This is a genomic window from Listeria monocytogenes ATCC 19117 (genome assembly GCF_000307025.1).
GTDB lineage: Bacteria > Bacillota > Bacilli > Lactobacillales > Listeriaceae > Listeria > Listeria monocytogenes_B.
On record NC_018584.1, the window covers coordinates 2,074,146 to 2,094,296 of the forward strand.

Genomic DNA, 20,151 nt, shown 5'->3' on the forward strand with positions numbered 1-20,151 from the left:
TGTTATATAATTATATAAAAACTGTTATACAAAAAAAGAAGGACTTAGATAAACTAAGTCCTTTCTGGTATTTATTCTTGTGAAGCGCGGAATTCATCGTATTGTTTTTGCATTTCTTTCATTACTTTTTTCATACCTGCATCATTTAACTTCGCTTTGAATTTTTCCGTATATTCAACAGGATCAACGGTTCCTGTAAGAAGTGCCGGCGCAAATTCATTACACACATTGGTAATCGACGCTATTTCAGTTCGAACTTTAGAGGAGTCAAAATAGAAACCTAAGCCCGGTGATGCGACTGATTTTCTATTGAACTCTTTAAATTGATCCCATTTATCTGCTGGCTCATCTTCATATAATTTTAGAATGAAGTGATTTCCAAGCGCATACGTTGGCATGCTGTAACGTTCCACACGTGCTGGTAGATCTTGAATTTTACCGTCATCTAACTCTTTATAATGGGTTCCTTCAATTCCTTTATCAACTAAATTACGTAAATATTCATCCGTGTTAAGTAAATCAAGGAATTTCACTGCTTCTTCCGGGTGTTGGCTCGTAACAGAAACAGCTTGAATCGCACCAGTTACAGAGTTATTTTTGATGATAGGAGTTTCAGCAATTGGCTGTGTGACTACTTTATATTTGCCGCCTGTATTTTTATCCCAAATATTTTCTGCATATGGTTGGTATTTTTCGATTCGCACAAACCAGTTTTCTTTATCGTATGACCACGGATCTGTGGAGGTTGCGATATCTTTTGTGACATATCCTTTTTGGTAGAAGCTATGAAGCGATTTTAGGATATCTAATGTTTCGGGTTGCTCATAGAAGTTGACGATTTTGCCAGTGTCTTCATATTGATTTACTGCAAAAGGAAGAGGTACTGCATTATCAATCAAATAGTCATATGGGAAAGCTGGCTTAAAGTCTTTGTTCCCGCCGATTGGTGTGATACTTGGTTCGTTTTCTTTAATTGTTTTTAACATTGGTTCTAAATCGCTAAAGTTTTTTACTTTCGTTACGTCCATTTTATATTTATCGACAAGATTTTTGTTAAAAACGTATACTTGTTGCTCGCCGACTTCTTTGTTCGAAGGAACACCGTAAATGTTTCCGTCAATGGTTGCACCTTCCCAAAGTACATCATTTAACTCGGCTTTCATATTCTTGCCTTCTTTATCTAGATATTTATTTAATGGCAAGAATGCGCCTTTTTGTGAGTAAGAAACGAATTCTCCCGCTGCAGAGTAAGCAATATCAAAGTTTTCTCCGGAGTTAATAACGGTTTGCATCCGTTTACCGTAGTCGCCCCAGTCAATTTGTGTCATTTCTACTTTGACGCCAATTTTTTCTTCTGTATATTTATTTACTTCTTTCATTACTTCTTCCGTGTCTTTTTGTGGCGTTCCAATCATGTACCATTTCAGTGTCGGAACTTCATTTGCGTCTGCCTTCTCATCGCTTCCGCACGCGCTTAAACCTAGTAGCAAGCAGAGTGATGCGATGATTACTCCCCATTTCTTCTTCATTAAATTCCCTCCATCTTTTTTATTCTTTTACGCCGCCAATTGTGAGTCCACTAATAAAGTATTTTTGGAAAAACGGATAGGTGATTGCGATTGGTAATGTCGAAATAACAACCATCGCCATTTTTGCACCGTCTTGTGGTATGGACTTAAACGCGCCGGCAGTATAAGCAATTTCAGAGTTTTGTCGCATGAATTCTAAGTTGTTTTCAATTTTCATAAGTAGCGATTGTAGCGGCACTAAATTCGGATTATCAATATAAAGTGACGCTTGGAACCAGTCATTCCAGTATCCTAGTGTAGAGAAAAGCGCGATTGTCGCAAGCCCTGGTAAAGAAAGTGGAACAACCATTTGTAAAAAGATCCGTAGTTCCCCAGCGCCTTCAATTCGAGCCGCCTCAAGTATTGGTTCTGGAATAGACCGTAAAAAGAACGTGCGCATAATCATAATGTAAAAAGCATTCATTGCTAGTGGTAAAATCATCGCCCAAATGCTATTTCGTAAGTGCAAAAATTGCGTCATCACGATATAGGCAGGCACCATCCCGCCACTAAATAACATGGTAAAAAAGGCAATAAATGTAAATTGACGACGATACTTAAATTGTGGTCTTGATATTGCGTAAGAGTAAAGAGCAATCATTGCAACACTACATACCGTACCAATTACTGTAACTAAAATGGTAATACCGTATGATTGTAATAGTTGTCCTTTCATCTTCCATAAGTACTCATACGCTTCCATGCTCCACTCTTTGGGTATTAGTTGAAAGCCATTTGCTGCCAGAGATGATTCACTAGAAAAAGAAATAACAATAATGTACAAAAATGGAAAAATACAAATGAGCGCTAGGAAAGCGAGCATAATATTCATCGCTACGTTCATCTTTTTCCCAAAACCAATAATGTCTTTAGCTGGTTTATTTTTTGCTGGTTTTTCCATTTCGCCTCGGACTTGTTCTATTTCACTCACTGCTTCAAGCTGTTCTGCCAAAGCACCTCGCCTCCTTTTCTAAAATAAGCCATATTCTGGATTTATTTTTTTCACGATGTAGTTTGTGAGTAGCACTAGAATAAAGCCGACGATGGACTGATAGAAACCAGCTGCCGCACTCATACTCATATCTCCAAGTGACGTTAAACCACGGTATACATATGTATCAATAACATCCGTCACAGGATAAAGTGGTCCTGAATTTCGCGGTAGTTGATAAAACAAACCAAAATCAGAGTTAAAAATCTTCCCGACATTCAAAATCGTTAAAATAACCATCAGTGGCGTTAGTGCAGGAATTGTTACATGCCTAATTTGTTGCCATTTGCCAGCGCCATCAATCATTGCCGCCTCGTAGTAGGTCCGGTCAATTCCGGCAATTGCTGCCAGGTAGACAATACTTCCATAACCCAAGCCTTTCCAAACATTCATCATGATAAGGATAAACGGCCAGTATTTCGGATCGTTATACCAGGAAATCGGGTCCTGTCCGAATGCAAGTAAAATATTATTCATCAGCCCACTGTCTTCGCTCAAAAAACTGAACAAGAAATAGCTGACAACTACCCATGATAAAAAATGGGGGAAAAGCATTCCCGTTTGATAAATTTTTGCTCCTCGCTTATTTAGTAAGCTGTTGAAAATAATAGCAAGTGCTACACCAAGAAACAGCCCAACAATAATAAATACTAAATTATAAAGAACGGTGTTTCGGGTAATAATAAAAGCGTCGTTTGTTTGGAATAGGAATTTAAAATTTTCAAGTCCCACCCAGTCGCTACTCATAATACTGGATAAAAATCCTTTCCCATCAATCTTGTAATCTTTGAATGCAATCACTGTACCAAACATTGGTAAGTATGAGAAAACCAGGAACCAAAGGACGCCTGGAAGTACCATTAAAAGCCAAATCCGATTAGCTCGAATTTGTGATAAAACTTTTTTCAATCCATTCACCCCTCTTTTTTGTAAGTGCTTTCAACATCTTTAGTTTATCGTTTTTACGTGGGGTTAAATAGTTGCGGATGTTTAGATTTATAGACAAATATTAGAAATAATTTTATTGATGGATTTTTCGGTAGCGATTTGGTGTTTCGCCTGTGTGCTTTTTGAACTGGCGATAAAAATAAGCCATATCGGTATAACCAGATTTCCCAGCGATAATGGTTAAGTTATCTTTTGTTTGCAGTAATTCTTCTTTTGCATAGTTCACCCGGTAGCGATTTAGATAATCCGTAAAGTGTTCGCCCATTTCTTTTTGAAAAAGTTGACCGAGATAAACAGCATTAATATGAAAGTCGTTACCGAGTGTTTTTAAAGACATTCCTTCTGCAAAATGTTCCGTGATATAGGAAAGCACATTTTGAATAATGGGGCTTTTTGATTCATCTGTTTGTTTTTTGCGGTTATAGTAACGAATAGCGTAGGCTAGCGTCGCCTCTTCCAATCCCTCAATACTCGTTTCTTCGGCAATTCTCCCCATGGATTCGCTTAACTCTTTCGGATCCGATTCCGCCATCATCACAAGCAGCTCATTCAAAATATGGAGCATTTGATGCGGGTCGCTTTCCAGCTTGTGGTCATTCCATTCTTTAAAAAAGTGCTGGATCCACGCTTTAATTTCTTTTTCGTTATTCATCACTAGAAGCTTCGCGAGTTGATGTTGCTTTCTTTTCGGACGCCAAGTATGTTTGGTACGTTTTTGATAGGCAATTAGGCTACCAGGCTCTTGCACAAGTCGTTCTGGAAGCAACCTAGTAAGTTGGCGAAAGGCTTGCGGGTACATCATTTCACCTTGTACTTTTTCACTGATAAACAGGTAAAAAGCTTCATTCGAAAGGCGTTTTTTCACATCTTGATGAATCGCTAAAATTTGTTCGGATATCGAAGTTTGTTCGGTTATTCCTATAATTATTTCATTTTCTGGCGTAAGTAGCATAAATGGAAAGTCCTTCCGATATTGTTCAGAAAGATTTTTCCATTCAGTCAGATTGATTTCTTTTGTTGGTTGAATTTGGATGAGAACGGCATTTTCCTTTGAATTTAATATCATATCGTATAATGCTAGTCGCTCTTCCCATTCTTCTTTGTTAATTCGTAAATTTAGCCAACGCCAAATCGTATTGTCCCGTAAAATGTAATACGCTTCTTCCCTTGGTATCACACTGTCTGTCAATTGTTTTTTCTCTATTTGTATAAATGTTTCTTTTAATTCTTGTTCATTTAAAGGTTTTAGTAAATAATTTTCGATTCCCGCTGAAAGTCCACGTTTCACATAATGAAAATCTTCAAATCCGGAGAGAACAATAGTTTTAGTCGTTGGTTGCCGCTTTTTCCATTCGTCGATTAATTCTAAACCATTCATTACAGGCATCTCTATATCGGTCAAAAGGACATCTACGTCTTGATTAGCAAATAACTCTAAGGCTATTGCGCCATTTTTAGCCGTTCCAACAATTTCAATTGATTGCTCAAATTCTGGAATAATACTTTCTAAACCTTTGAGAATAAGGGGCTCGTCGTCTACTAGTACAATTTTTAGCATTACTTTTCTCCTCCCGTATTTTGAGGTACTTGAAACAGAATGATGGTACCTTCATTTGCTTTACTCTTGATTGTTAATCGATAATTTTCTCCATATAAAAGCTGCAATCGTTTGTTTAAATTAGCTAGACCGATGTGGCTCGTCTCATCTTTACTTTCAATTGTTGCTTGCACTTCTTTTAATTTCTCTGCATCGATTCCCGAACCATTGTCTTCAATTCTAAATTGTAAATTGTCATTTTCTGCAGTGACCGTAATTACGACTATTGGATTTTGATTTTCTTTAAAAGCATATTTGAAAAAGTTTTCAATAAGCGGCTGCAGAGCAAACCGTGGAATCTGCGTATGATTGAAACGTTTTTCAATATTGATTTCCAGCTTAATTGGCTGTTCGTGGCGCATTTCCATAAAGCGGACATATTGTTTCACGTAATTGATTTCTTCACCTAAAGTGGTGATTTCACGGTGATTAGCTGTGTAGCGCAGTAGTGTTGCAAGTTGATAAATCATATCACTTGTCGCTTTGGCTCCTTCTACGCGTGCGTTCATCCTAATTGCTTCTAGTGAATTATAAAGAAAATGAGGTTGCATTTGACCTTGGAGTGCCTTGAGCCGCGCTTTTTGTTCTTCCATTTCTAGGCTATAGACCTTCTTCACATAAGCATCGAGGTTTTCTGTCATATGGTTAAACCGCTCACTAATCATCGTCAGCTCATCCCCGTTATTATCGACCGGAAGCTTTGCATCAAGGGTCCCCATTTCCACCCGGTTCATCCCGCCAATAATCGTTAAAATCCGCTTAGAATAACGCCTACTAATAACAAAATTAATGCTAATAGAAAAAATAACTAATAACAGCCCAATACCAAATAAAGTAAGTTCGATGAGCGGCGCGCTGTCATCTGTTACTCGATATAAAAACGTATTGTTTTTCAAGCCACTTGTTTCATCTTCTGTTTTTTGAAAGTATACTTTTTTGTTGTCAGCATGAAGCCATCCTTGTTTTTCAGGCGTTTGGATTTGTTTCTTTGGGTGGTTGGAATATAACTCGACTCCCTTCGTGTTTTGTATTTGAAAAATCGAGTTTTGATAATCTTTCGTAATCCATTTGCTTAGAAAAGTCGGATCAATGTAAAGAAGCAGATAACCCATTTGTTTTAATGTGCTTGGATCATTAATCGGCTGTTTCACAACTATTTTATTTTCGATTGTATAAAAAGTCCCTTGCTTTGATGCTTCGGTGGCGATATTTGCCTCCCCGTATGTATCAACCGTTTCTTTCCATTCACGGTAACGGCTCGGAAATGTATAAGAGTAACTCCCATCATCCGAAATGAGCTGCAGCGCGATAATATCTTCATCATACGAAAAATAAGACTGTAAATACGTTTGCATATCTACAGAATAGAAATTTTTACTTTTAAAATAGTTATCGATATTTTGCTCTGTGTAGCTACCGTAATCATTTGTCATCGCGATTTGAACATCCTGCATCAAATCGCTATTACGGTAAATATCTTGCGTTAAACTAATTAATGCCTTTTGCTTCTCCGTAAGTGCATCGAGCTGTTTATTCGCAATGGTTTCCGCTCTTTGGAGATTGGTATCTAGCTGAATATTAGTATAGTACTTATAAATGAAAAAAAGTAACAAGCTCACCGTAAAAAGACTTGTTAAAGAAAAAATTAACAACATCCTTTTGAAAACGCGCTTGCGTGGTAATTCTTGTGTCATGCTCATTCACTGCCCCCTCTTCTTTTCTGATTATTGCATACTATCACCAATAATGTAAGGGGTTACTTAGGCTCCATTTGCTTGAAGCGGTGTAAATTGATTTTCATTATCCAATAACTTGGTAAAACACCAGAAATAAACAAAATAAAAGCAGGCATTTTCGAAATTAACCATGCGCAAAAAACAAGACCAACCACAATCATAAAGGTATTTTTAAAACTAGTAATCGCGAGCAAGAATGCTTGCCCGACATAAGCACGCGCATTTTTCATTTGGAAGTGGACAAACACTGTGAAATACTGCAAAAACGCAATTCCCACGAGAAAAAGCAAGAACATTAAGAAGAAGTATAAAATCGTCGACCAAAAACCTTGCATTAATTCAAAAACAATCCGCAAATCCGCATACAGGAAAATCCCTATCAGCGCAAAAATTGCACCCGCTAAATTAGCCGAAACAAACACCTGTTTATAAGTTTGCCAAGCAGATTTCCAAACTGGTACATCTAAATCGCCCCGCGCCCATTTTCTCGTTATCGTAAATAAAGCAACCGTTGCCGGCATAAAGCCAAGCACAATCCCGCCGATCAATACGAGGAAAAGCCATACTAAATTTGTCCAGACGAGCCGGATAATCCAGTCGCTAATAACTGAAAATTTATCAATAAGTTTCATTCTTTTTCTCTCCTTTGATAGTAAGAGAAAGCCTGAGTTTTCGCCCAGACTTTTCTTTTTTTATTTACTTAATGGGCTGCCTTTTACGTACACACCGCACATGCTTAAAACAAATTCACTAAACATCGCATTCGACCAAGCAAACCAGTCGCGCGTGAATTCAGCTGGATTCGAGGCGTTGACACCTTCGTGCATATAATCCGTTCCGCCATCTCCGGCAATCAGCATCTCTAAAATGGCTTGTTTTTCCGCTTCTGTTTCTGCCGTTAATCCTTCGATGCTGAGTGCAATCGGCCAGACATAATGATCAGGTGTATGTGGACTACCAATTCCTGTAAGTACACTACCTTCGACAAAATAAGGATTTTCTCGGCTTAAAATTAGTTTTCTAGTCGCTTGGTATGCAGGATCAGTTTTTTCGCAAAAACCAAGGTATGGTGCAGCGAGCAAGCTTGGCACGTTAGCATCATCCATAAATAATTTACGCCCTGTTCCATCAACTTCATACGCGTAAACATCTCCGTAATACGGATGCGCTTGTTTCGCATAGGTTTCAATCCCTGCAGCAACTTCTTTTCGTAAATCTGCGCTATCTTTCAGCAATTCTTTATCATCCGGGTAAAACGCCGCTGCGATTTCTTGGACGTAATCCATCACTACAACTAAAAACATATTACTCGGTACAAGGTAGCCATACATACATGCGTCATCACTTGGTCTAAAGCCACTCCAAGACATACCAGTATAGCTTACATCCGTTCCTTTTCCGTTATTATTTAAGGTATCTGATTGACGCACATTTTCTCGTTCAAAACGATACGGACTTTGCTCTGTATGTTTTTGTTCGATTTTAAAAACTTCGATGATTTGATGCAATGCTTTTCTAAATTCTTCGGTAAAATGACCAGTACGGTTGGCACTTTTCCATAATAGGTACGCTAATTGAATCGGATAGCAAAGTGAATCAATTTCATATTTTCGTTCCCAAACCAGGTCGGTCATTGCTGTTTTGTCGTTTTGAAATCCCGCACCATTCGCTGATTTATTAAAAGCATTCGCGTATGGGTCATGCAAAATACAGTTAGTTTGTAACTTTACGAGGTTTTCAATAACAGTCGCCATTTCTTCGTCTTCTTCCGCCACAATTAAATATGGTCTAATTTGGCTTGTAGAATCGCGTAACCACATCGCTGGAATGTCTCCTGTAATAACAAATGGAAGCCCCTCTTCTGTTTCTTGTAAAGTAGTTGTATACGTATTCGTAAAACATTTTTCAAACATGCGGTGAAGTTTTTCGTTTTCTGGAAAAGTCATTTTCACTTTCTCTATCCATTTGTTAAAGCTTGCTGGTACTTTGTTTGTCATGTATTACACTCCTTTTAAAGTGATGATTTCGTTTGGACTAGCGATAAATTGTTTTTTGGCATCTCCCGTCGTTTCTTCCAAAATAGTCGATTTCTGCCACGGTTGCATCGTCTGTAGCTGTTTTGGTTCACTTGCGGTTTGGAAGAATCGGATAATCGGTTGGTTGTCTTTAGCGAGTTTAAATGCTGAGAAGACAAATCCAGCCTCTGTTTTCCATTCTGCAAAATCTCTTTTTTCTGCGAGAATGTTTTCTTTCGTTGCTGATTTGTGTTGGAATGCAAAAATAGGAGTCAAGCATGCGTTTACTTGTGCTGGTATGGTGCTATTTGCAACATCAGAATCATCTGTTAGGAAAACGTGAAACTCTGCTGTAATCTCTCGGTGGCATTCCGCTTCATATGCCGGGAAGTCACCCCAATCGCCTATTTCAGATACTGCGCGAAGCAACGTTAATTCTAGTTTGTCACCATGTTCGCTTACTTCATATTCTGGTAAACCAAGACTTGCGACAACGATATTTCCACTAGCAACAAAGCCTTGTTTTCGGTTATCTTTAGCAGGATTTGTCCATTCTTTGACTTGTTTATTCGCGCGTGTTACTACTTCAAAAACACTTCCCACTTGATGTGTTTCTGTTTGTTTTCCAGTCGGGAAAAGCACGCGGAGTCGATGGTCATCTACGTTGTTATTTAGTTTCACGCGGATAGTTAATTGTTTATCGTGTTTATTTAGCGTTAATTCTGTCGTGATTTTAAATGTAGTAAAATTTTCCGAGCGCTCCGACTGCCGGTCAGGATGCCATACTAGGCGACGTTTTTCTTCCGCAAAGGCGGAACTTGCGCTTTCTGGTATTTCAATTTCATGGTTTATTTCGATTGTTTTGCCGAGTTTATCCTCTCGTTGTACTCGAATTGCCGGTTTGGAATGAAGTGTATTTATTCGCAAGTTATCGCCGGTTTCTTTAAACATATATTCATTACCGATGTCGCCCGCATCCTCATATGCCCCAACACCTGCAATTTCTATCGCTTTTTCTTTATCTAAAATCGTATACGTCCCATTCGCCGCAACTTCCACTTTTAAAAAGCGATTTTCTAAAAACAAATCTTGTGTTTGGTTCGCTGATTCATTCACCAAATCAACCGGATGCGCGTAAATTGTTTCATAACCAACCGCTGGCAAATTTTCCACGGCAAAGGTTAGTTTGTACTTTCTCGCAAAATAAGAATCACGGAATTTCCGTTCTGGTAAATCGTAATTAAATCGAATGCCAAGCGACTCAACAACAACCGGAATTTCCTCGCCAGTACTTGTTTCTAATCGAAAACTTTGCTCTGGAAGTTTCGCTAATTCGTCTGGTATTAATTCAAAATGCATCTCAGAAAAATGAATTGCATCTGTTTCAAGTTCGAGTTCTATGGATCTCGTTGCTTCAAGGCCACCTGCATGAAATACCGTAATAGGAATGCCCGCTTCATTCGTTGTAATTTGTTCCGTGATTTGACGCGCGGCGTTTTGAATAATTGCCATAGTCGCCTGTTCGACTTTTTCAAAACGAGCTTCCATTTCACGGTGCACCTCATCCAAACTACATCCCGTGATACTATCATGGATTTGATTTTCCATAAGTAATTTCCAAGCATAAGCTAAGTATTCATGTGGATACTGGACACCGGCTTCTGTCGCCATCACGGAAATCGGTTCAGCCAAACGCTCTAATAAACGCTCTATTTTCGCATTTGCTTGTTTTAAGTAAATACGTGAAGATGCTGTGTTGGCGAGTGTAGACCATCCATCTGATTGTTGGCTCGTTAATTCTCCGTGAACCGTTTGTAATTTTTCAGGAGCAAGACCAGCTTTGACAGCCTCTTGATATTTTTCAAAATGGCTATGGATAAACTCCACCTCAGGATAAAGTTCCCGTGCCACTTCCAATGCTTCCGCTAAATCAGTTTGCACTGGCTGATGATCACAGCCGTTCATAAATAACCATTCATCCGTCGATGCGAACCGTTCCACATCCGCTAATTTCTTATCCCAGAAAACTTTTGCGGCTTCTTTATCCACCGGAATTTCATTGCCATTGGAATACCAATTTGCGAGTAAAATCCCTAATACTTTCGACCCGTCCGGGCTTTCCCAAAACATCTCCGAATATTTCGAGGCAAAAGCGCTATCAAAAACTTGGTTGTTAAAGCCGGTTGGATTGACTCCACGACCGAAAACGACCGTATCAAAACCAGCTTGGCGCATGAGTTGTGGCACTTGGCCATATAAACCAAACGTATCAGGAAAATAACCAATTTTCTCTACTTGACCGAATTCTTCTGCCATTTCTAGACCATACTGCAAATTACGAATATTCGCTTCTCCACTTGTCAAAAAAGCATCTTGCAACATGTACCACGGTCCGATTCGCAGTTTTCCGTCCGCAACCAGCTGCTTCATTTTTTCTCTTTTAGCGGGTTTCACAGCCAAATAATCTTCTAACATAATCATTTGCCCATCCATATGAAAATGATGAAATCCATCTTCCTTATCAAGTAATGCTTCTACGTCGTCCATAAGTGTAACGAGCCTAAATCTCAAACTTTCCAGTGGTAAAAACCATTCTCTATCCCAATGAGAATGAGAAATAATATGCGCTTTCTTTCTAGTCATTTTGCCCCTCCAAATATCCTTTTTGTATTCGCTTTCAAGCTAAGTATAGTAAGGGCTAAAGTGAATTGCAATGCTAGGTGAAAAACTACTATGAATAATCCATTTTCCCTTGATTTGTCCATTACAAGAAAGCGTAATCCTTCCCACTCTAAGAGAATCTCCCAGCATACCCAAAAAAAGCCAAATTGACATCTTTTGCCGCTATGATATATTGAAACCGTTCTAGACAAAATAGAAAGGATATGAGTATACATATGTTTTTCACTAAAGATAAACTACGAGGCCGTCTGGATGAAGTCGCGCTTTATCGTTACGAAAAAACTTATCCTATCCGTAATTTCCAAGCAGCCGAGGATATGGATGGAGAAATCGCTGCACGACCAAATAACGTCTTGTATGATAACGAATTGACTATCGGGGAAAACTGGTCAGGTAGGGACCGTTATGTCTGGCTCAAAACAACCATTACTTTTCCAGACACCAAAACTGACACGCGCTTGATTGGCTACTTTGACTTTGGGAATACCGGCGACGGCCACAATTCCGGCTTTGAATCACTATTATTTGTTAATGGGGAACCATATCAAGGCGTCGATCAAAATCACCGCGAAGTTCTTTTCCCAGATAGTTTTGCTGGAAAAAAGGTGGAACTGGTCTTCCGTTTATGGTCCGGACTGGAAGGCGGCGGCACTCCTACTATCCAGACACACCAGTTAAAAGAAGCCTTTATTGGATACTTAAATCTCGTCATTGATGATTTGTATTTCACGAGTAAAGCAACTTTAAAAACACTCGACCAACTCGAAGAAAAAAATCCAACCCATGCGCCGCTCCTCCAAGCGATTAATCGCGCTTACCTTGCAATTGATTGGAGTACACCAGGATCCGAACAAAACCTTGCCTCGATGGCAACAGCCAACCAAATCTTACAAGCCGCACTGGAAAAAATGCCGAAAAATTTTCCTATCAAAGTGGCGGCTGTTGGGCATACACATATAGATGTAGCATGGCTATGGCGCTTAAAGCATACTCGCGAAAAAGCCGCACGATCATTTTCGACTGTGCTTCATTTAATGGAAGACTATCCTGAATACTTATTTCTCCAATCGCAACCGCAACTTTACGCCTATATCAAAGAAGATTACCCAGAAATTTATGCGAAAATCAAAACGAAAATTAGCGAAGGAAACTGGGAAGCTGACGGTGGAATGTGGCTTGAAGCAGATTGTAATATTCCTAGCGGTGAATCCCTCGTACGGCAAATGCTCTACGGTCAGAAATTTTTACGCGAAGAATTTGGTAAACCTTCTAGTTTTCTATGGTTGCCGGATGTATTTGGCTATAGCTGGGCTTTACCACAAATCCTTCGTAAATCAGGCATTAAGACTTTTATGACAACCAAAATAAGCTGGAATCAATATAATCGTATGCCTCATGATACGTTCCAGTGGCGCGGAATTGATGGTACAGAAATTTTGACCCATTTCATCACTGCACCAGAAAAAAATAGCCGCATTTCAACCTATAATGGCAAAATGACAGCACGAGAACTTGTTGGTCTTTGGGACAAATATCAAGATAAAGAGGTAAACCAAGAATTACTACTTGCTTACGGCTACGGAGATGGTGGTGGCGGTGTGAACCGAGAAATGCTAGAGATGCGCCGTCGTTATGATACGATGCCAGGAATTCCTGAAGTAAAACCAAAAAGTGCTACTTCTTATTTCAACGATTTACACGAAACGATAAATACGACAGACCAATATGTTCATACTTGGAACGGCGAACTTTACTTCGAATATCACCGCGGAACTTATACGAGCCAAGCCTTTACGAAAAAAATGAATCGAAAAATCGAACTCGGCTTACGAAATAGCGAATGGCTTTCCGTTTTAGCAAATCTAAAACAAGGAACGTCTTACCCAACTGAAAAATTAGCAGGCATTTGGCAAATTTTACTTCGAAATCAGTTTCATGATATTATTCCCGGCTCTTCCATCAAAGAAGTTTATGACGACGCTCTAATTGAGTACACGGAAGCTATGACGGAAAATAATACGTTAATTTCTAATCAATTGACCAATTTAACTACAGATGCCGATGAAAAAATAACACTTTGGAATAGTTCCACTTGGTCCAGACCGCGATACATCGAAATTTCACCCGACAATCAATCGAACCATTTAGCCTTTTATGATGAAAATAATGCTCCACTGCCTGCGCAAAAATTGGTAAATAATGCCTGGCTTATCCAGCATCCAAACATACCTGCGCTTGGTGCTACAACTATTTCTGTTAAAGAAACAGCAAACATTTTAGAACAACCATCTTTTCACTACAAAAATAACCAATTGGAAACACCCTTCTATCAAATCAAATGGAATAAAGCCGGACAATTCACGTCCATTTTTGACAAAAAAAATAACCGCCAAGTAATAGCGGAAAATGCGCGAGGTAATGTATTTCAATTATTTGAAGATAAGCCGATGTGGCATGACGCCTGGGATATCGACCTATTCTATCAAGAAAAACAAAAAGAAATCAGCGCGCTAGATTCAGTTGAAATAACCGAGAACGGGCCACTCCAATTCACTATGAAGCAAGTGCTACATTCCGAAAAATCTCAAATCACTCAGTGGATTCATTTTTATCACGAGAGCCCTGAAATCAGATTTGAAACCGAGGTCGACTGGCGAGATCGTAACCAGTTGCTTAAAGTCGCCTTCCCTGTCGCTGTGCATGCCAGTGAAGCTAGCTATGACATCCAATTCGGGAACGTCAAACGCCCAACGCACTGGAATACAAGTTGGGATTATGCTCGCTTTGAAACCGTTGGACATCAATGGGCTGATCTTTCGGAGAAAAATTACGGCGTCAGTTTGTTAAATGATTCCAAATACGGCTATGATATTAAAGATTCAACTATCCGCCTTACACTTCTGAAAGCAGCCGGTTATCCAGATCCAGATGCCGATTTAGGAATCCACCAATTCACTTATTCGCTCTATCCACATCAAGGTGATTTTTTAGACGGGGAAACAGTTCAAGCAGCATGGGAATTGAATAATCCAATTTTCACTTCCAAGGGGGAAATTGAAACTTTTTCTCTTTTCCAAGTGACCAATCCTTACGTGATGATTGATAGCATTAAACAAGCCGAGGACGGTGATGGTATCATTTTACGATTGCATGAATTTGCGGGAACTCACGGCGAAGTAACAATCACAAGTGGTTACCCGATTACCTCAATCACAGAATGCAACTTACTTGAGGAAAACGAAACATCGCTTTCCAATCCGACCTTTGCAGTAGCTCCATTTGAAATAAAAACATACCGAATTCATTTAGCATAAAAAAACACGCAGCAAGGCTTCTCCCTAAGAAGTCCGCTGCGTGTTTTTATTAGTTTAACGTGAACAGATTAAAGTTTAGTAACTTTTTCTGCTTGTGGGCCACGTTGGCCTTCAACGATTTCAAATTCAACGCTTTGACCTTCGTCTAAAGTTTTGAATCCTTCACCTTCGATAGCGCTGAAGTGTACGAATACATCATCTCCGCCTTCTACTTCGATGAAACCGAAGCCTTTTTCACTGTTAAACCATTTAACTGTACCTGTTTGCATATTTCACAAACCTCCAAAAATTTTCTTAATATGTTTCTTTTACTAACGAAAAAGATGTTAACAACAAGCTAATCATTTTTTCAATTACAAAATTCACATATTAGCAAAGATACTCACTCCACATCAATATCCTTGATAATAAGCAAATTAGCTACTATCAACACTTATATATTAACGCCAACGAGCAAATAAATCAAGTGAAAAAGCCGTACGGTTACAAAATAGAGTATTCAGTTTACTATCTGAAAAACCCTGCTATAAGCTAATTCTTATAACAGGGTTTTTATATTATTCTGTAATACTTTTATCTTTAATCCGCCATTTCACAAGTAAATTATGTAATGGTTTTCGTACTAAGAAATAAACGCCTAGTGAGATAAATACCGATGCTGTACCAAGGAAAAATCCACCAAGTACATCCGTCGGGAAATGCACACCAAGATAAACGCGTGTATACATGACAAACAGGATAAAACCATAACCGATAATACCGATAACGATTTTTTGCCACATTTTTGGCACTGTGAAAATCAAGAACATCGCTGCAAGACCATAAAAAACAGCCGTTGCCGTCGCATGTCCACTTGGGAAACTAAAGCCTGACTCGCTTACTAACCAGTTCACGCTAGCTGGACGCGTACGACCAACCAAACTTTTCAAGACAAGATTTAAGACTACTCCACAAACAAGCATCGTTCCACCAAACCAAAGTCCGACAACAAATTTTCGTAAAAAGAATAAAATAAGAACGACTACGATAGTCAAAATAATTGTCGTTTCTGCGCTTCCTAAAGTAGTTAGAAATTTAACAATGGCTGTTTTATCCGGTTGAATGCCGCCGCGGATTTTTTCAATCCAGCTTAAGTCAAAACGTGCTACCCAGTTACTTTCTGTTGCGATAGCGGAAGCGATAGTAATAAATAAAATAAGGCAAAATCCGCCAATAACGAATAACGGTGTTGCTTTTTTACGATTTGTATTCATGGTTAACTCCTTTTCATTCGGTTGTTTTTAGAAATTCTTTTACTTCTTTTACAAGCGCCTGATACTGAGCTTGTTCAGCTGTCGCTTCATTTGTAAGCTCTGTAACGACATCATTTTCATAACGAACGGAACCTTTGCTAACAAAAGTGGCATTGCCAATCAGTTGTAGCGAAATTTCACCAGCAGCATCTTTTTTCGCAGTTACTTGCACTCTTCCGCCATCATTATAAACATTTAGCGGCGTTTCCAATATATCATTATCTAACATTTTTTTAATCAAACTACAAGCCGACATCGCTGTTCCACATGCATTCGTAAAACCGACGCCGCGTTCAAAAGTACGCACATAAATAGCATCATCGCTTAAACGTTTCACAAAGCTTACATTCACGCCATCTGGGAAATACGGATTTTCGCTATTTAAATAACTTGCTAATTTTTCTTGTTTATCGGAATCTAGCACAGCTTGGTCCACAAATGTAATCAAATGCGGATTAGGAACAGAAACAGCAGAAAAAGCGAGTTCTGCATCAAGTTCTGGGATAACTTGATTAAATAATTTTTCCACGCCTACATGCATCGGTAATGTTTCTGCTGCAAATTTAACAGGAGAAATTTCCACTTGATAGGTTGGAATATCAAAACCAAGCGAAGTTGCTTTTTTGACATCAAGTATCGCTTTCATAGTTTCTACTTTTGCATCTGTCAAAGCATGTTTCTCAAGTAAATAGCGAGCTACCGTTCTTAAGCCATTCCCGCACATCGAAGCAATTGAGCCATCTGAATTAACGACACGCATTTGGCCAATTGGTCCAACTTCACTGCTTTTTGTGACATATAAAATTCCGTCTGCCCCGCCAAGCGAGTGCTTTCTATCGCAAAGCTTTATCGCAAAATTAGCACGTTTTTCATCCGACCATTCTGTGATGTGATTTTCCTCTTCATCAACTAAGAAAAAATCGTTTTGCGAACCATGTACTTTTGTAAAGTGAATTGTTTCCATTACGTCAAGCAACCTCCTCTATTTGGAATTACGTCTATAATACCACATCTTAAATTAAAAAAGCTTGGGGAACCTCCTTTTGAAATGAGTAGGATTTTCCCCAAGCGAGCATTAAGCTTCGTAGTGTTTTACAACAATATCCGCACAGCGGCCACACAGTGTTGGATGTTTTGGATTTACGCCTACATCTTTTTTCACTACACGGCAACGTTCACAAGTTTCGCCTTCTGCTACGGTAATTTGAACAGCTACTTGATTTGATTTGAATGCAGATTCTGGTGCATTTTCTAAACCTTCCACAAGTTCAAAGTCAGAAACGATAAACAGTTGTGCAAAATCGCCTTCTAAAGAATCAAATAGTGTTTTCGCTTCGCCGTCTACATATAAAGTTACTTTAGCAAGCATTGATTTACCGATTAATTTTTCGTTACGAGCGAATTCTAACGCTTTTTGGACGTTATCACGGATTTGCATGAATGCGTCCCATTTCGCTGTAATTTCTTCGCTATCCGCTAATACTTTAACCTCTGGCAAGTCTTGCAAGTGAATACTTTCCACGCCTTCACCAATCAAGCTATTCCAAACTTCTTCTGTTGTATGCGGTAAAATTGGAGCAAGTAATTTGGTTAACGTAACAACCGCTTCATAAAAGACAGTTTGCATAGCACGACGATCATGACTATCAGCCGCTTCGATGTAAACAACATCTTTGGCAAAGTCCATATAAAATTGGCTTAATTCTACTGTACAGAAATTATTGATTTGGTGGTAAATAGTAGAGAATTCGAAAGCTTCATAGTTATCCTTCACATTTTTCACTAAATCATTTAATTTAATTAGCATATATTTGTCAACTTCACGTAAGTTTTCATAAGAAACGGCGTTAGTAGTTGGATTAAAGTCATTAATATTTCCTAGTAAGAAACGCATTGTGTTACGGATTTTACGGTATACTTCGGATACTTGTTTTAAGATTTCATCACTAACACGAACATCAGCTTGATAATCCACTGAAGCAACCCAAAGGCGAACAATATCCGCACCAAGTTGTTTAATTACTTTGCCTGGAAGTAAAGTATTTCCAAGTGATTTACTCATTTTGCGACCTTCCCCATCCAGTGCGAAACCATGGCTTAGCACGTTACGATAAGGCGCTTCACCAGTGATTGCTACAGCAGTTGTTAAGGATGAGTTGAACCAGCCACGATATTGGTCAGAGCCTTCCATATATAAATCAGCCGGACGACTTAATTCTGGGCGAGCATTCAGCACAGCTTGATGACTAGAACCTGAATCAAACCAAACGTCCATAATATCGGTTTCTTTTGTAAATTCTCCATTTGGACTACCTGGATGCGTAAAGCCAGCAGGTAATAAATCTTTCACATCGCGTTCAAACCAAACATTCGAACCATGCTCACGGAAAAGTTCAGAAATGTGATTAATTGTTTCGTCTGTGATAATCGCTTCCCCATTTTCCGCATAGAAAATCGGTAGTGGAACGCCCCATGCACGTTGACGAGAAATAACCCAGTCGCCGCGGTCGCGAACCATATTGAATAAACGTGTTTCACCCCAAGCAGGAGTCCAATTAACACCTTTAACAGCAGCGAGTAAATCATCACGGAATGCGTCAATCGAAGCAAACCACTGCGCTGTTGCACGGAAAATAACTGGTTTTTTCGTACGCCAATCATGTGGATAAGAGTGAGTGATGAATTCCATTTTTAGTAGTGCGCCCACTTCTTCTAGTTTTTCTGTGACCATTTTGTTCGCTGTATCGTAAAATACGCCTTCAAATCCCGGTGCTTCCTCTGTGAATACACCACGATCATCTAGTGGAGCAAGTACTTCTAAATCGTATTTTTTCCCGATTAAAAAGTCATCTTCCCCGTGTCCAGGAGCCGTATGAACCGCACCAGTACCGGCTTCAGCAGTAGCATGTTCCCCGTTCATTACTAAGGAATCACGGTCATAGAATGGGTGTTTAGTTACAACGCGGTCAAGTTCAGAACCACGAACTGTTTTCACTACTGTCGCATCTTCAAAGCCTAGTTTTTCGCGTAAGCTTGGTAAAAGTGCTTCTGCTACAACATATTTTTCCCCAGCGGATTCAATTACTACATAGTCCAAATCAGGGTTAACAGTAATACCCATGTTTGCAGGAATTGTCCAAGGAGTTGTTGTCCAGATAACGATATTCGTTCCTTCATCTAGTACACCTTTTCCGTCAGTAACTTTAAAGGCAACAAAAATCGAAGCAGATTTTTTATCCTGATATTCGATTTCTGCTTCTGCCAGCGCAGATTCACTAGAAGGAGACCAATAAACCGGTTTTTTACCTTTGTAAATGTAACCTTTTTTCGCCATTTCACCGAAGACTTTGATTTGCTCTGCTTCGTATTCTGGTAAAAGTGTAATGTAAGGATTTTCCCAGTCACCGTTAATTCCAAGTCGTTTGAATCCTGTACGTTGACCGTCTACTTGCGTCATTGCATATTCGGCACATAGTTTACGGAATTCAGCAATAGACATTTCTTTCCGTTTAACGCCTTTTTTGGCGATAGCTGTCTCAATTGGTAGTCCGTGTGTGTCCCAACCTGGAACATACGGGGAGCTGAAGCCAGCCATTGATTTATAACGGACGATAATATCTTTGATTGTTTTGTTTAGAGCGTGACCCATGTGAAGCTCACCGTTAGCATAAGGAGGCCCATCATGCAAAATGTACGCCTTGCGTCCAGCATTTTTTTCTTGAATCTTCTCATATAGTTTTTCTTCTTCCCATTTTGCTTGCCATTCAGGTTCTTTGTTTGGCAGGTTTCCACGCATCGGAAAATCTGTTTTTGGCATTAATAACGTATCTTTATATTCCATACTCTATTCTCCTTTAAATCTTTATTTTTAAACACAAAAAAATCTCTCCCAAAAAAGGGACGAGATTCGCGGTACCACCCTTGTTGACATGCAATTTTGTTGCTTGCCCACTTCATTAATGCCATAACGCTGGCTCGCGCTAACACTTACTCAAGCGATTGCTTTTT

13 protein-coding genes and 1 other annotated feature (1 of these 14 cut by a window edge) are annotated in these 20,151 nt (G+C 39.2%); of the genes, 1 reads left to right on the forward strand and 12 read right to left on the reverse strand.

The window, feature by feature from the left end; all coding sequences use genetic code 11:
• Window positions 1-71: 71 nt before the first annotated feature.
• The 8 genes from LMOATCC19117_RS10230 to LMOATCC19117_RS10265 form a co-directional block, all read right to left on the reverse strand.
• A complete protein-coding gene (locus tag LMOATCC19117_RS10230) occupies window positions 72-1,529 on the reverse strand; it encodes an ABC transporter substrate-binding protein (RefSeq protein ID WP_003725758.1) in 1,458 nt (485 codons plus the stop codon).
• Between the two features lie 19 nt (window positions 1,530-1,548).
• Window positions 1,549-2,520: a carbohydrate ABC transporter permease gene (locus LMOATCC19117_RS10235; RefSeq protein WP_003727964.1), complete on the reverse strand. Its 972-nt coding sequence runs from the start codon at window positions 2,518-2,520 to the stop codon at window positions 1,549-1,551.
• Between the two features lie 18 nt (window positions 2,521-2,538).
• On the reverse strand, window positions 2,539-3,468 hold the full coding sequence (locus LMOATCC19117_RS10240) for an ABC transporter permease (protein ID WP_003739389.1): 930 nt from the start codon (window positions 3,466-3,468) through the stop codon (window positions 2,539-2,541).
• 112 nt (window positions 3,469-3,580) lie between these two features.
• The gene (locus LMOATCC19117_RS10245) at window positions 3,581-5,065 is read right to left on the reverse strand and encodes a response regulator transcription factor (protein ID WP_003725760.1); all 1,485 of its coding nucleotides are present in this window, start codon (window positions 5,063-5,065) and stop codon (window positions 3,581-3,583) included.
• The gene (locus LMOATCC19117_RS10250; protein ID WP_003727962.1) at window positions 5,065-6,804 is read right to left on the reverse strand and encodes a sensor histidine kinase; all 1,740 of its coding nucleotides are present in this window, start codon (window positions 6,802-6,804) and stop codon (window positions 5,065-5,067) included. The genes LMOATCC19117_RS10245 and LMOATCC19117_RS10250 overlap by 1 nt, the downstream gene beginning before the upstream one ends.
• Before the next feature lie 56 nt (window positions 6,805-6,860).
• The gene (locus LMOATCC19117_RS10255) at window positions 6,861-7,472 is read right to left on the reverse strand and encodes a YesL family protein (protein WP_003734401.1); all 612 of its coding nucleotides are present in this window, start codon (window positions 7,470-7,472) and stop codon (window positions 6,861-6,863) included.
• A 60-nt stretch (window positions 7,473-7,532) separates the two neighbouring features.
• On the reverse strand, window positions 7,533-8,837 hold the full coding sequence (locus LMOATCC19117_RS10260; protein WP_003734400.1) for a glycoside hydrolase family 125 protein: 1,305 nt from the start codon (window positions 8,835-8,837) through the stop codon (window positions 7,533-7,535).
• Window positions 8,838-8,840: 3 nt separating this feature from the next.
• On the reverse strand, window positions 8,841-11,498 hold the full coding sequence (locus LMOATCC19117_RS10265) for an alpha-mannosidase (protein ID WP_003734399.1): 2,658 nt from the start codon (window positions 11,496-11,498) through the stop codon (window positions 8,841-8,843).
• Window positions 11,499-11,740: 242 nt separating this feature from the next.
• On the opposite strand from LMOATCC19117_RS10265, the gene LMOATCC19117_RS10275 reads away from it, so the two are divergent.
• Complete coding sequence (locus LMOATCC19117_RS10275; protein ID WP_014929092.1) at window positions 11,741-14,851, forward strand: alpha-mannosidase; 3,111 nt, start codon at window positions 11,741-11,743, stop codon at window positions 14,849-14,851.
• A gap of 68 nt (window positions 14,852-14,919) precedes the next feature.
• Here LMOATCC19117_RS10275 and cspB read toward each other — a convergent pair whose 3' ends face one another.
• From cspB to ileS, 4 genes are all read right to left on the reverse strand, one after another.
• Window positions 14,920-15,120, reverse strand: a complete 201-nt coding sequence (gene cspB, locus LMOATCC19117_RS10280) for a cold-shock protein CspB (RefSeq protein WP_003723180.1) — start codon at window positions 15,118-15,120, stop codon at window positions 14,920-14,922.
• A gap of 288 nt (window positions 15,121-15,408) precedes the next feature.
• Window positions 15,409-16,104: a phosphatase PAP2 family protein gene (locus tag LMOATCC19117_RS10285; protein ID WP_003727958.1), complete on the reverse strand. Its 696-nt coding sequence runs from the start codon at window positions 16,102-16,104 to the stop codon at window positions 15,409-15,411.
• Between the two features lie 13 nt (window positions 16,105-16,117).
• Window positions 16,118-17,107 (reverse strand): diaminopimelate epimerase, encoded by a 990-nt coding sequence (gene dapF, locus LMOATCC19117_RS10290; RefSeq protein WP_003725767.1) that lies wholly within the window; start codon window positions 17,105-17,107, stop codon window positions 16,118-16,120.
• Between the two features lie 111 nt (window positions 17,108-17,218).
• On the reverse strand, window positions 17,219-19,984 hold the full coding sequence (gene ileS / locus LMOATCC19117_RS10295; RefSeq protein ID WP_003727956.1) for an isoleucine--tRNA ligase: 2,766 nt from the start codon (window positions 19,982-19,984) through the stop codon (window positions 17,219-17,221).
• A gap of 52 nt (window positions 19,985-20,036) precedes the next feature.
• Window positions 20,037-20,151, reverse strand: a binding site (T-box leader) (it continues 119 nt past the right edge of the window).